The sequence below is a fragment of the Gemmatimonadota bacterium genome (genome assembly GCA_026702745.1).
Classification (GTDB): Bacteria; JAAXHH01; JAAXHH01; order JAAXHH01; family JAAXHH01; genus JAAXHH01.
The window spans coordinates 237,688-251,346 of record JAPPBT010000065.1 but is presented as its reverse complement, the minus strand read 5'-3'; the positions used below and the strand labels follow the sequence as shown (position 1 = coordinate 251,346).

General features: G+C 61.6%; 12 protein-coding genes and 2 tRNA genes. 10 read left to right on the top strand and 4 right to left on the bottom strand.

The window, feature by feature from the left end; all coding sequences use genetic code 11:
* The 3 genes from OXH56_11200 to OXH56_11190 all read right to left on the bottom strand — a co-directional run.
* A partial coding sequence (locus OXH56_11200) for an ABC transporter permease (protein MCY3555871.1) occupies nt 1-727 on the bottom strand: 727 nt, incomplete at its 3' end.
* A gap of 37 nt (nt 728-764) precedes the next feature.
* The gene (locus OXH56_11195) at nt 765-1,673 is read right to left on the bottom strand and encodes a DUF368 domain-containing protein (GenBank protein MCY3555870.1); all 909 of its coding nucleotides are present in this window, start codon (nt 1,671-1,673) and stop codon (nt 765-767) included.
* The gene (locus OXH56_11190; GenBank protein ID MCY3555869.1) at nt 1,673-2,605 is read right to left on the bottom strand and encodes an ABC transporter permease; all 933 of its coding nucleotides are present in this window, start codon (nt 2,603-2,605) and stop codon (nt 1,673-1,675) included. The genes OXH56_11195 and OXH56_11190 overlap by 1 nt, the downstream gene beginning before the upstream one ends.
* Before the next feature lie 534 nt (nt 2,606-3,139).
* Here OXH56_11190 and OXH56_11185 point away from each other — a divergent pair.
* The 10 genes from OXH56_11185 (at nt 3,140) to OXH56_11140 (ending at nt 10,154) form a co-directional block, all read left to right on the top strand.
* The gene (locus tag OXH56_11185) at nt 3,140-4,255 is read left to right on the top strand and encodes a mandelate racemase/muconate lactonizing enzyme family protein (GenBank protein ID MCY3555868.1); all 1,116 of its coding nucleotides are present in this window, start codon (nt 3,140-3,142) and stop codon (nt 4,253-4,255) included.
* Nucleotides 4,256-4,281: 26 nt separating this feature from the next.
* Nucleotides 4,282-4,683, top strand: coding sequence for a cupin domain-containing protein (locus tag OXH56_11180; protein ID MCY3555867.1), 402 nt, complete (start codon nt 4,282-4,284; stop codon nt 4,681-4,683).
* A 19-nt stretch (nt 4,684-4,702) separates the two neighbouring features.
* Nucleotides 4,703-5,362 (top strand): bifunctional 4-hydroxy-2-oxoglutarate aldolase/2-dehydro-3-deoxy-phosphogluconate aldolase, encoded by a 660-nt coding sequence (gene eda / locus OXH56_11175; GenBank protein MCY3555866.1) that lies wholly within the window; start codon nt 4,703-4,705, stop codon nt 5,360-5,362.
* Nucleotides 5,359-6,357, top strand: a complete 999-nt coding sequence (locus tag OXH56_11170; protein ID MCY3555865.1) for a sugar phosphate nucleotidyltransferase — start codon at nt 5,359-5,361, stop codon at nt 6,355-6,357. Before eda ends, OXH56_11170 begins: the two co-directional genes overlap by 4 nt.
* Nucleotides 6,358-6,544: 187 nt before the next feature.
* Nucleotides 6,545-7,465: a hypothetical protein gene (locus OXH56_11165; GenBank protein MCY3555864.1), complete on the top strand. Its 921-nt coding sequence runs from the start codon at nt 6,545-6,547 to the stop codon at nt 7,463-7,465.
* Between the two features lie 21 nt (nt 7,466-7,486).
* Complete coding sequence (gene larA / locus OXH56_11160; protein MCY3555863.1) at nt 7,487-8,779, top strand: nickel-dependent lactate racemase; 1,293 nt, start codon at nt 7,487-7,489, stop codon at nt 8,777-8,779.
* Between the two features lie 69 nt (nt 8,780-8,848).
* Nucleotides 8,849-9,376: a gamma carbonic anhydrase family protein gene (locus tag OXH56_11155; protein MCY3555862.1), complete on the top strand. Its 528-nt coding sequence runs from the start codon at nt 8,849-8,851 to the stop codon at nt 9,374-9,376.
* A 104-nt stretch (nt 9,377-9,480) separates the two neighbouring features.
* A tRNA-Arg gene (locus OXH56_11150) sits at nt 9,481-9,554 on the top strand.
* A gap of 21 nt (nt 9,555-9,575) precedes the next feature.
* Entirely contained in the window at nt 9,576-10,091 is a 516-nt protein-coding gene (tadA, locus tag OXH56_11145) for a tRNA adenosine(34) deaminase TadA (GenBank protein MCY3555861.1), read from the top strand.
* Nucleotides 10,070-10,154 (top strand) — tRNA-Ser (locus tag OXH56_11140). Before tadA ends, OXH56_11140 begins: the two co-directional genes overlap by 22 nt.
* 115 nt (nt 10,155-10,269) lie before the next feature.
* Here the strand turns inward: OXH56_11140 and OXH56_11135 are convergent.
* Complete coding sequence (locus OXH56_11135; GenBank protein ID MCY3555860.1) at nt 10,270-13,257, bottom strand: Ig-like domain-containing protein; 2,988 nt, start codon at nt 13,255-13,257, stop codon at nt 10,270-10,272.
* Nucleotides 13,258-13,659 lie beyond the last annotated feature (402 nt).

The following is a 13,659-nucleotide window of genomic DNA, read 5'->3' as shown; positions in this document are numbered from 1 at the left end:
CCCAGCTCGGCGTGGGCGGGTTGATGCCCAGTCCGAGGAAGCTTAGTCCCGCCTCGGCGAAGATGGCCTGGGGAATGCCCATGGCCAGGCCGACGATGATGGGGCTGAGGGCGTTGGGCAGCATGTGGCGCACGATGGTATGCACGTTGGAAGCGCCCATGGAACGGGCGGCGCGGACGAAATCGGAAGCCCGCAGCGACAGGAATTGCGCGCGGACCAGGCGGCAAACGCCCACCCAGCCGGTCACGCCGATGGCGAACAGCACGTTGCTCAACCCGCTGCCCAGCCAGGCCATGATCAGTATGGCGAAGAGCAGGCTGGGGAAGACCGACATGACGTCCACCAGGCGCATGACGATGTAGTCGGCCTTGCCCCCCTTGAACCCGGCGATGGCGCCCAGCGGCACGCCGATCAACAGGGAGATCATCTGCGCGACGAAACCCACGATGAGCGAGATCCGCGCACCGTAAACGATCCGGCTGAAGTAGTCCCGGCCGATGCTGTCCGTGCCCATGGGGTGGGTCCAGGACGGGAACTGCCAGGCTTCGTCGAAATTGGCCTCGGAATAGTGGGCCGGCGAGACCCAGGGCGCGAAGACGGCCATGAAGGTGATGACGATGATGATGATGCCCGCGGCGACGGACAGCTTGTTCTTCATGAAGCGGCGCAGGGCGTCGCGCCACAGGCCGCCGGCAGGTGAGGTGATTTCGGTCAAGGTGCTGGTCATTCGTGTGCTGGCCTTCCGTGTGCTGGTCTTCCGTGTACTAGTCTTCCGTAGCTCCGGCGGATCGTCTCGACGCGAGACGCTCGATGATCACTACGATCGCGCAGCCTGCGATACCCAGGCCGATGGACAGCAGGACTTCTCCCGATAGCGACGCGGGCAGGACGTTTTCCTCAACTTCCTTCCACGGCCAGATCTTGCGCAATGAGCCGGCCATGAGTCCGATGAGAGCCGCCACGGTCACGTCATGGCAGCGGCGCAACAGCCACCTGAGCACCCGCGCGAAGAAGACCAGTCCCAGGATCCCGCCGCACCCGAAGATGAGGATAGGGAGGAAATTACGCTCGACCACGGCGGTGAGCATGTACTGGTATTTCCCCAGGATGACCAGGATGAACGAGCCCGATATGCCGGGCAGGATCATCGCGCAGATGGCGATCGCCCCGCTCAGGAAGACGAACCAGGCGGCCGAGGGCGTATCGACCGGAACGGCGCCCACCAGGACGAAGGCGGCGACGGCCGCCAGCAGTAAAGCGAGCGCTTCCTTCACGGTCCAGCGGGACACCTTCACCCGCACGGTGATGATCGACGCCAGCACCAGCCCGAAGAAAAAGGCCCAGACATGGACGGGATGGTGGTCGAGCGCCCAGGCAAAAAACTGGGCCAGGCTGAAAATGGCCACGAAGATGCCGGTGACGAGTGCGATCAGGAACCGGTGGGGGAAACCGTCGAAGGCATCGCCGAACCGGAAGGTCACCAGCGAACGCAGAAACCTGGCGTTGACGGCGTGCACGGCGTCGAGCAACTCTTCGTATACGCCCAGTATGAAGGCCATCGTACCCCCGGACACGCCGGGTACGACATCGGCCACCCCCATGCAGAAACCGCGGGCCGAGATGCCCAGGTAGTCCCGGAACGTCCGTTTCGAGCGCGGGGAACCGTTGTCCATTACTTGCTCCCGCGAACGTATCTGACCCGGGGATCCACGAGCGCGTACAGGATGTCCGTAATCAGGTAGACGATTCCGATCAGCACCGCGACCAGCAGGGTCAGGGCCATGATCATGGGGTAGTCCCGCTCGAAGATGCTCGTGACGAAGAACTGCCCCAGGCCCGGGATGCGGAAGATGCCTTCGACGAAGAGCGATCCGGTCATCACTCCGGGCAGCATGGGTCCCATGATGGTGAGCAGCGGGATCAGGGAGTTCTTCAGCACGTGGATGAACAGGACGCTGCGCTCCTTCAGTCCCTTTGCCCGCGCCGTGCGCACGTAGTCCATGCGGAGGTTCTCGAGGATGCTCGAACGGGTGTACCGTGCGACGATGGCCATGGGACCCAGCGCGTATACGATCACCGGCATGATCCAGGTCTCCGGCCCGCCCCATCCGCCCGTGGGCAGGACCCTCCAGATGGTCGCGAAGAGGACGATGAACAGTATGGATATGGCAAAACTGGGCACAGTGATCCCCAGGGTGGCGATGACCGTGGTCCCGTAGTCCACCCAGGTGTTCTGGCGTATGGCGGACAGGATGCCCAGGAGGATGCCGAAGGAAAAGGCCACAGCCAGGCCCATGCCGCCCAGTTGCATGCTGATGGGCCAGGTCCGCGCGATCAGGTCCGTCACCGTCTCGCCGGGACTCTGGAAGGGGATGCCGAAATCGAATTGCAGCGCGTTCCACATATACCGCCCGTACTGCTCGTAGAGGGGGCGGTCCAGTCCGTACTTGCGCAGGATATTCGCCTTGGCCTCGGCCGACAGGGGCATCTTCTCTTCGTCGAAGGGGCCGCCCGGTACCGCGTGCATCAGGCTGAAGGTGATGACCGTGACCAGGAACAGCACGCCGACCAGGCCTACGATGCGGTATACGATGTATCGGAACATAGGATCGGGTTTTCTGATGCGCCGCGACGGCTATGCAGAGCGAATTCGGGCCGATCCGGGCTAGTCAGGACGAGTCCGGACGAGGTCGGATGTAGCCTTGGCGAATCCGGGCAAAGCCAGACAAAGCCAGACTGGTCCAGGCAAGGCCGGTTGAGACCCGATAAGGCCAGGCGAGGCCGAGCAAGGCCGCCGGTTCGCAAAGTGAGCGGGAATGCCGTTAATCCAGCCTCCAAAGTGCAAGCGGCCGCGCGGAGGTGTCAAGGTTTATTTCCCGGTTCCGGGGCGTCACCGGCACGGTTCCGGAGGCGCTTCCGGGGCGTCACCGGCACGGTTCCGGAGGCGCTTCCGGGGCGGTTCCGGGGCGGTTCCGGAAGCGGATTCAGACCGCATGAAACCTGTGATCGGGCCGGTTGCCCGAGGGCCAGCGTCCCACCCCCGATCCAGGGCCATCTCCCCTTGACACCCCCCGTGCCGTTCCACACATTACCGACGTGATTCCACATCGCCGGGATGAGGGTAGAGGAGGTCGTTTACGTGCGGATCGTCGAGGTTTCCGCCTTGGTCCTGCGGCTGCCCCGGGTGACGGAAGCCTGTGACGGGACGCAGGATACCTGCCTGATCAGCATCGAAACCGACGAAGGCATCAAGGGCTGGGGCGAAGTCGACTCGTGTCCCACCGTGGTCAAGGCCGTCATCGACGCGCCGCTGTCGCACCAGATCTGCAACGGCCTGGCCAACGCGCTGGCCGGCGCCGATCCCCTGGACATCGACGCCTGCACGGATCGGATGATGGCGTCGGCAAACTACTATGGCCGGGTCGGCGTGGGGCGACACGCCATGGCTGGGATCAACCTGGCGCTCTGGGACATCGCGGGGAAAGCGAGCGGACAGCCCGTCTACGAACTCCTGGGCGGCGCGCACCGGCTCAGGTTCCGGGCCTATGCCTCCGTACTGTTCGGAGACACGCCGAAGCAGACCCGGGCGATCGGCCGGAAATTCGCCGACCAGGGATTCACGGCTGTGAAGTTCGGCTGGGGCCCCATGGGGAAGGACGAAAGGCAGGACGTCGCCCTGGTGCGGGAGGCCCGGCGAGGCACGGGTGACGAGGTGGACGTGCTCATCGACGCCGGCCAGGTATGGGACTGGAAGACCGCGCTCACCCGGTCCCGGCAGTTCGCCGAGTACCGGCCCTTCTGGATCGAAGAGCCGCTGCATCCGGACGACATCAAAGGATATGCCGCGCTGACCGCGGAGAGTCCGGTGCCCATCGCCACCGGGGAAGCGGAGTCCCGGCTCGAGGACTTCGAACGGCTCGTCACCGAGGGCGGGCTCGACTGGATCCAGCCGGACCCGGGACGCTGCGGAATTACGACCATGGCCGAAGCCGGCCGGACCGCCCACCGGCACGGCCGCAAGGTCGTCAACCACAGTTACAAGAGCGGCATTACCATGGCGGCGTCGCTGCACGCCCTGGCTGCCCTGCCCAACGCGTCCGTCTTCGAGTTTTGCATGTCCGATTCGCCGCTGCGACACGAACTGACCCATGAAAGGTTCAATATCGATGACGAAGGATTCGTGGCGGTGCCCGACGGACCCGGGCTGGGCGTCACGGTAGACGAGGAAACCGTATCGAAGTACCGGGTCGCGTAGCCCCGGTTCACCAAAGGAGCATCTTGATGGCCCCGCCGAACCCGATCATGCACGCCGCGCTCAACCGCATCAATATCGAGGAGATCAAGGAACGGATCGGCCCGCCGCCCGCCTCCTGCGCCGTCGTTGCCGCGGACCACGTGACCGCGGCGTTCATCTGGCAGGAGTCGGGCACGGTCAACGACAATCACTGCCACGATTACGACGAGTGGTGGCTGGTGCTGGAGGGCGAGATCGACTGGGTGATCGAGGGCCGTGACGAGACTGTTCATGCGAAGGCGGGAGATTTCATTTTCGTACCAGCCCTGACGTTCCATCACATTTTCCCCGTGGGCGGCAAGCCGTCCATCCGTCTCGGCGTGGCGCTGACGGGACACGGGCATCTGCACGAGCGGCCGGAGCGCAAGGTGAAGGTCACCCTGGAGTAACATCCGTTGGAGTAAATCCATGTCTTCGAGATCTGAGAACCTCGCTTCCATCAAGGCCTGCGGCGTGGTTGCAGTGCTCAGGGCGGACCGGCCCGACGCGCTGGTCCAGGTCGCCCAGGCCATCGGCAGAGGCGGCATCGGGGCCGTCGAGATCACCTTGACGACGCCCGGGGCCCTGGACGCCATCGGCGAATGCGCGAACCGGCTGGGGGACGAGATCCTCCTCGGCGCGGGCACCGTGCTGGACCCCGAAACGGCCCGTGCGGCGATCCTGGCCGGCGCCGAATACATCGTGACGCCGACACTGAACCCGGACGTCATCACCCTCTGCCGGCGGTACGACAAGGTCGTCATTCCCGGTGCGTTAACGCCTACCGAGATCCTGACGGCCTGGGAATGTGGCGCAGACATCGTGAAGGTGTTTCCCGCAACGGCGGTGGGACCCCGCTATTTCAAGGACGTCAAGGCGCCGCTCCCCCAGATCGATCTCATACCCACGGGCGGAGTGGACCTGGAGAACGCGGGTGACTTCATCCGGGCGGGCGCCTGCGCTGTCGCCGTGGGCGGTAACCTGGTCGACAAGGCCGCCGTGGCGGCGGGCGAATGGCATGTGCTCACCGATACGGCCCGGAAATACGTCGAGGCGGTTCGGAACGCGCGACAGGAAGGTGGGGGATGATCCGCAAGGCCGTCGTGCCCGTCGCGGGCCTGGGCACGCGGATGCTGCCGCTTACGCGATCTGTCCCCAAGGAAATGCTGCCCCTCGGGCGCAAACCGGCCATTCACCACGTTGTGGATGAACTGGCGGCCGCGGGGATCGAGCGCATCCTCTTCGTGACCTCCAGCCGCAAAAAGGCGATCGAGGAGTACTTCGTGCATGGTGGAACTTCCGACGGGGCGGCAAAAATCCCCGTCGGTCCGTCAGATGGACGCACCGGTGGGCCAACCGGTGGACCAGCCGATGCACAGCGGGAACCGGGCAACGAAGATGGGCACGGCCCGCCCGCACTGGACTACTCGTTCGTCCGCCAGGAGGTTCCGGCCGGAAACGGCGACGCCGTGCGCCTGGGTGAGGCCTTTGCGGGATCGGACGCCTTCGTCGTGGCCTGGGGCGACGCTGTCATCCGGTCGACGGGGAAAGACAGCGTCCTGCGTCGCATGATGGCGACCCACGGGAAGGAAGACGCCGCGTGCACCATCGCGGTGGAACACGTGCCCGATGACAAGGTGTCGCGGTACGGTATCGTAAAGCCCAGGTACGTATCGGACGCGGCCTTCCCCATCGACGATATCGTGGAGAAACCGCCTGCGGAAAGCGCACCCAGCCGTTACGCCGTGTCGGCCCGATACATCTGTGGTCCCGGCATCTTCCCCGCGCTCGAGGCGACGCCGCGTGGAACAAACGGCGAACTCTGGCTCGCCGACGCCATCCGCGGCCTGCTAAGGGCGGGCAACCCAGGTGGCTTGGGCGGTCCGGGGGGCGACGTCGGCGCGCGCGGACCGGCCGGCCCCGGTGGAAATGTCTGGTGCGTACCCCTGGGGTCCGCCGACCGGCGCTACGACATCGGTACGCCTTTGACCTACTGGGAAGCCTTTGCCGATTACGCCGTGGAGGACGAGGTCGACGGACCTGCTTTCCGCGATCTTCTCCGAGGGCGGATGAACGAATCATGATTACCGAGTGCATACTGCGTGCGTTTCGGCGCGATTGTCGATCAGGTGGTCCGCATGGTCCGCACGGGCTGCATGGTCCGCACGGGCTGCATGGTCTGCTAGATACGCGCCGGGTGGAGTCCAATTGAACGGGACCCTAACCGCATCCGCACCCGGCCGTGTCGGCATAGTGGGAAATCCTACGGACATGTACGGCGGCAGCGTGATTTCGTGCTCGACCAAGGAGCGGGCGCGGGTCAGGATCCAGCCGGCGGACCGCCTGGTCCTGGACGCCGGCACCGAGCAGCGCGTCATTGCGTCGTCCGACGACCTGGCCCTACGTGAGGACATTTTCGATATCGCCCGGGTCGCGTTGACCGGAACCGAATCTACGGATCTGCTCGCCAGGATCTCGTGGTCGACCGGTATCCCCTTCCGCGCCGGCCTGTCGGGATCGACCGCGCTACTCGTATCCATGGTCGCCGGCCTGCTCGCCTATCGCGGTATCCGCCACAATCCGTACCACCAAGCGGAGCTCGTCCGCGGGATCGAGTACCAGAACCTGACCTTCTGCGGGTACCAGGACGCCTACATGTGCACCTTCGGCGGGCTTCATTACATGGATTTCAGGGGAAAGGAATTCCACCTGGAATACGGGACCGATCCCTTCGCCACCATGGAACCGATGGCTCCCGATCCGGCCCTGCCGCTTGTCGTAGTCATCACGGGAGGCCAGCGCGTCTCCGGAGGCGTGCACACCCCCTTGCGGGAACGCTGGCTCGCCGGGGAAACCGAAGTGGTCGAAGCATATAGCGCCATCGCGGCCCTGGCCCGGGAAGGCAAGAAAGTGATCCTCGATAACCGGATCGACGCGCTGGGAGCATTGATGAACGAGAACCAGGCGCTGACGCAGTCACTCGGCGGATCCAATCCCGAGGACGACCGGTTCATCGAACTCGCCCGGCGTGCAGGCGCGTCCGGTGCCAAGCTGGCGGGCAGCAGCGGGGCCATCGTGGCGCTCCACAACAACCCCGGTGAACTGGCTCGGGTCATGATGGATGCCGGCGCCGCGGGCATACTCGAACCTTCGCCGGGACCCGGACTCGATATCGAGCCGGAAGACCTGTAGGAAGTCCTTTAGGGAGCCGCCGTGAACATCACCCTCGACTACCATAAATCCGGCCTCGAGGTAAGCGTCCCGGACGAAAATCTGGCCGTTGTCCTCAAGATGCGGGAAACGCCTCCGCTCGATGATCCGGTGACCTCGACCCGGGAGGCCCTGCAGCGACCTGTGGCCGGTCCGCCCCTTGCGGAAATCGCCCGGGGCCGCCGCAACGCGTGCGTGGTCGTTTCCGACATCACCCGACCCGTCCCCCACGACATTATCCTGCCGCCGCTCCTTGAATGCCTGGAGCAAAGCGGGATCAGACCGGAGGACATCACCCTCCTGGTCGCCACGGGGCTGCACGCCCCCATGGACGAGGAACAGCTTCGCGAGACCCTGACCGGCGACGTGGTGGACCGGTATCCCGTCGTCAACCACGTCGCCCGCAGTGGGAACGAACAGGCCGACCTGGGCGCCACCAGCACAGGGATCCCTATCCGCGTGGACCGCAGATACGTGGAAAGCGACCTCAAGGTGCTGACCGGGCTGATCGAGGCGCACTTCATGGCCGGGTACTCGGGCGGACGCAAGCTGGTCGCGCCCGGACTCGTGGGCGTGGAGACGATCGAGCATCTTCACGGACCCGGTATCCTGGAGCATCCCAACGCCACGACGGGTGTGCTCGACGGCAACCCCCTTCACGAGGCCGCGCTGGAAATCGCCCGGCGGGCCGGGGTGGATTTCATCCTCAACGTGGCCATGGATGAGGACCGCCAGATCACCGGGGTGTTTGCCGGCGAGCTCGACCGGGCGCATCGGCACGGCGTCCGCCACGTGGACGGCATGGTCGTGGCCTCCGTCGAAGAACCGGTGGACATCGTCGTGACCTCGTCGGCCGGCTATCCCCTGGACACCACCTTCTACCAGGCCGTGAAGGGCATGGTCGGCGTGCTGGACATCCTGAAAGAAGGCGGATCCATCGTCATCGCCGCGGGATGCGCAGACGGGATCGGCAGCGCGGAGTTCGAAGAACTGCTTCGGAAGACGACGGACATCGACGCCTTCATCCACTGGATTCAGCAACCGGGCGTGTTCACCATCGACCAGTGGGAGATCGAGGAACTGGTCAAGGCGCTGAAGAAGGGCCGGGTGTATCTTTACACGGACGGGCTGAGTGACGACGACGTCCGGGACTGCCTGGTCGAGCCCATTCCGTCCGTCGAGGCCGGCATCACACGGGCACTGAAGCGTCACGGCGCCGGCGCCACCATCGCGGTCGTTCCAAGAGGGCCTTATGTGATCCCCAGGGTAGTGCCCGGACAGGACGCAGCCGGTTAGCGCAATGCGGGCGAGGCGGAAGCCCCCCAGCCGGATTCGCCGCCGCCGCCGCCTGAAAACGAGCCTCACATGACTTCCAACCAGTACGTCCACCACGCTCCCCGCATCCATCCGTCCGCCTTCGTGGCAGAAAGCGCCGACCTGATCGGCGCCGTCGACATCGGCAAGGACGCGAGCATCTGGTTCCAGGTGGTGATCCGGGCGGACGACGAGCCCGTAACCATCGGCGAGGGAACCAACGTGCAGGACGGCAGCGTCCTCCACATCGACGCCGGCATGCCCACCGAACTGGGCAAGGGCGTAACCGTGGGGCACCGCGCCATCGTCCACGGCGCGGTGGTGGAGGACCACGTGCTGATTTCCATGGGCGCCGTGATCCTCAGCGGCGCGCGGATCGGCAGGCACAGCATCATCGGCGCCGGCGCACTGGTGCTCGAAAACACGGAAGTACCTCCGGGCTCCCTGGTCGTAGGCGTTCCCGGACGGGTGGTACGTTCCGTCACGGACGAGCAGATCGAACGCATACACCGGACCGCGGAAGGATACGTCGAACGGGGAAGAATCTATCTGGAACGGCGGGTTCACGACGCTTTCTGACAGCCTGATTCGTGGCGCTCCGGACTACGGATCAGGCGTCAGAATCCACTTGACTTTGACGGGTCTGTTCTGTAGTTTGCGGTGCTCTGTTATGCTGGTCCTGAGCGCCTGTAGCTCAATTGGATAGAGCACCTGACTACGGATCAGGAGGTTGGGGGTTCGACTCCCTCCGGGCGTATTTTCCGTGGGACGCGGGAGCATGAGAACGAACGAGGGCGAACACGAAGAATGGCTCAGGCTGGCGCTGGAAGAAGCCCGGTTGGCGGAAGCCGCCGGTGATGTGCCCGTCGGGGCCGTGATCGTGCGCGATGGCGTGGTCATCGGCCGGGGCCAGAATCGCGTGGAGCGTTTGCGCGATCCCACCGCCCATGCCGAGATGCTCGCGATCCGCGAAGCCAGTGCGTCGCTGGGTTATGAACGGCTGGCCGGGGCCACGATTTACGTTACGCTGGAACCCTGCGCCATGTGCGCGGGGGCGATCGTGCTGGCTCGTCTGGACGAACTCGTGTACGGGGCAGACGATCCCAAGACCGGGGCCTGTGGGTCCCTGCGCGATATCGTGCGGGACACCCGGTTGAATCACCAGGTGGCTGTAACGCGAGGTGTGCTGGCGGAATCCTGTTCAAGGCTGCTGAAGGACTTCTTCAGGGCAAAAAGGGGAGCGGGCGGTACAGCTGACGAACCGAGGTTGCCGGAGAGGTGCGAGAGTGGTTGAATCGGACGGTCTCGAAAACCGTTGTGCCTTCGGGCACCGTGGGTTCGAATCCCACCCTCTCCGTTAAAGTTTTTCAATGTGTTCTCTCCTTACTGGCCTGATGCTTCCGGCGTCCACGTCCCATCCCTCTGCTTAACAGCTTCCTTTAGCCACCTCGATCCATCTCCACAGCATCTGACTAGATATCGCATGGTTCCGCCAGTTCCTTGAGGGAGATTCCCTGTAACCAAACCTGGAATTCAGCGTCGACCGGTGTGCAGATCGAAGTTCCCCGTGTAAGCAGATGGGTGAGGTTGAGCGATTTAATCTCCTGTGGTAAACGACCGGACATTTCCGTATTTAATCTGACGTCGAACTCTTCAAGGCTCGCAAGTCGTGCTATTTCCGACGAAACGGATCCCGACAAACGATTGAGCGCAAGACGAAGTGTTTCCAGTTTGCGGAGTCGATAGAGTTCCACCGGAATGCTGCCCGTCAGCAAACCCTCCGAAAGATCAAGCAGGGTCAGGTTCTCAAGTTGACCAATCTCTTCCGGAATAGGCCCTGACAAGCCGTTGGTTCCCAGAAACAGCACGTTCAGATTCTTAAGCTGACCGATTTCGTCGGGGATATTGCCTTCCAGGTCGTTATCATTCAGCATCAATGTATTCAGGTTAGATAACCTTCCAATCTCCGGTGGGATCGTACCTGTCAACTCGTTATCCTGCAATAACAGCGTCTTGAGGCTTCCAAGTTGTCCGATTTCCGGCGGCAAGGTTCCGGAAATGTCGTTGTACATCAGGATCAGCGTCTCGAGGTTTTTTAGTTTCCCGATCTGGGGCGGTATGCTCCCGGTCAGACTGTTCCTCTCCAGGTAGATTCTCTTCAGTTGGGAGAGTTCACCGATCTCCGGAGGGATCTCGCCTTCCAGATCGTTCGCGAACATGTTTATCTCAGTCACTCTGCCCTCTTCATTGGTCACTAACCCAAACCATGTCTCCACGGGACTGTGGCTCAACCAGTTGTTTTTGTTATCCCAATGAGGCCCGTTTGTAGCGTTGTAAAACGCTGTTAGCGCATCCAGATCGGGGTGAGGGTTGACTACCCCACAGGTTTCGTAACTGGCGTTTTCGATGGTGCTGAGCCAGTGCTGAAATTCATCGTCTTCCGAGAAACACAGTTGCGTACCGGCCAACAGGAGCGTATCGAGACTCAAGCGGGTAAGTTCCATCGGCAGCGGTCCGCCGAGATCAGGATTGTCGGTGAGATCAAGATGCGTGAGGTGTCCCAACAGGTGTATCTCCTGCGGCAACCGACCCTGCAGGTTGTTCTCCGCAAGGTTCAGGACGGTCACGAATCCATCTTCATTCGTGGTTATTCCAAACCAACTGCCCGCGTATTCGCTGCTTCCCCAGCCCTCGTTGACTGTCCAGTTGCTACCTAGCGTGCGTTTGTACAGGGCATCCAGTGCAATTCTTTCGAACCTGAGATCATCGCAGTCGGTAATACGTCTTTCCGGTATCCCCCCGAGCCATGCCTGAATGTCGCTCGAACGTTGTGCACATACCTGCGTTCTGTGCATCAACAGTCGCTCGAGGTTGTCGAGTGCCGTAATTGATTCAGGCAGATAGCCGGTCAGACCGATATTGTCCTGAAGTTGCAGACTGACGAGGTTCTCCAACTGGCCCAGCGTGGGTGGAAGCGGACCGGTTAAGAGATTACTGGAGAGATCCAGCATCTCCAGTTCGGTAAATTCCCCCAATTCGTAAGGCAATTCGCCCGAAATCATGTTGCCGGGGAGGGATATCGATCGCACTTGCCCATTCGAATCGGTCTCGATGCCGAACCATTCCCCGATAGGCCGGTCCGAGAGCCAGTGCTGACTTTCTGTCCAGTTTTCGCCGTCCATTTCATTGTACAAAGTGACCAGTATTTCGCGGTCCGTATCGGTATACTCACACGTGGCAACTCGGTCCAGAGACTGAATTTCCAGCAACCAGTCATAGAACTCCGGATCCTGTGGAGCGCACAGTGCTGTGTTCCGTGCATAGAGTCTGACGTTCCGGAGGTTGAGAAACGATCTGGGTATCGGTCCGGAAAGTTCGGGGTTGTCTTCGAGGAAGAGGCCTTCCAGTTGGCGGAGTTCTCCCAACTCCGGCGGTAGGGAACCCGATAGCTGATTAAACGACAGCACCAGCTTTATGAGGTTGTTTAACCGGCCCAGTTCAGCGGGTATTGATCCGGTCAACCGGTTATTGTCCAAAAACACTTCCTCCACTTTTGCAAGAAGACCCAGTTCCTTGGGAATCGCCCCGGTCAATCTGTTGTCGCCAAGAAACAGTGCCCTTAGTTCGCTCAGTTCCCCGATCTCTTGTGGTATATTTCCCGTCAACTGGTTTTCATGCAGTGCAAGATGCTCGATTTTCGAAAGGTTACCCAACTCAGGCGGGATGGGGCCCTCTAACTCATTATCTGACAGATTCAGTTCCTCAAGTTGGGACAACTGACCGAGTTCCGCCGGGATCTGACCCTTGAGATTGTTCGAACGAAGCCATAGTGCCTTCACATTTCCCCGACCATCCAGGGTAACGTCGGACCACTCACGCACAGGTTTCTCGCTCAACCAGTTTTCGGAACGGTTCCAGTTCTCCCCATTGGTCTGGTTGTACAGTAATACTAAAACATCCCGGTCCGGACTTCGCACCGAGACAGTAACCTGGGTTTCAACATCAACCCTCAAGTATCTCGCGACGATCTTGGTTTCGCCGTTCCCAACGGCAGTTACCAGGCCATTCTCGTCTACTGTTACGATATCTGTCTCATAGCTCGTCCACGACACGCTGGCATCTCGTAACGCATGTCCATTCGAATCCTCAATAACCGCTTTCAACTGAACCGTCTCACCGACAGCCGATAATGTCACCGGCGAGGGTTCGACGACAAACCTGGCCATCACCTGTGACACCCATACATCGACGCTGGCCGTGGCATTCCCCGATCTTGCCGTGACCTTGACATGTCCGTTCATGACCGCGGTTACCAGACCCTGGGCTGTGACCGTCGCTATACGTGCATCGCTGCTCGACCAGGCCACTTGCGCATCGTTTATCGGTCTGTTGTTCTGATCCCAGACCTGAGAGGTGAGTTGAACGGTCTGGCCAATCGCATACAATGGGAACTCTGACATGGCCGGAGAAATACGGACTATGGAGGGTACTGATGCCGGCGTCGGTGGAGGTGATGGAGGCGATGGAGGTGATGAAGGCGGGGGTACCGGAGGAGCCGGTTTTGATGGGCTGTCTTTACCACAGGAGGTGGATGCAAGTATCACGCCTAGCAACAGAACATGCAATACAATCCGGTGCATCTGGTTTCCTGACCAATGAAAAGTGGCCACCCAGTGGATCTGATAGCTCTAAACCGTGACTTTTAATCTGGCCTTTCGGTAAATCTAACAGTTCGTTACTACACAACCAACCGGAAATTACTCACAAATTGGAAATAACGCAGAGATGGTAAATAACCAATCGTAAGTGTCCTGGAAGTGGTGAGAGCGTGGTATTCCAGAGTGATCAGGCAGGTGAATTTA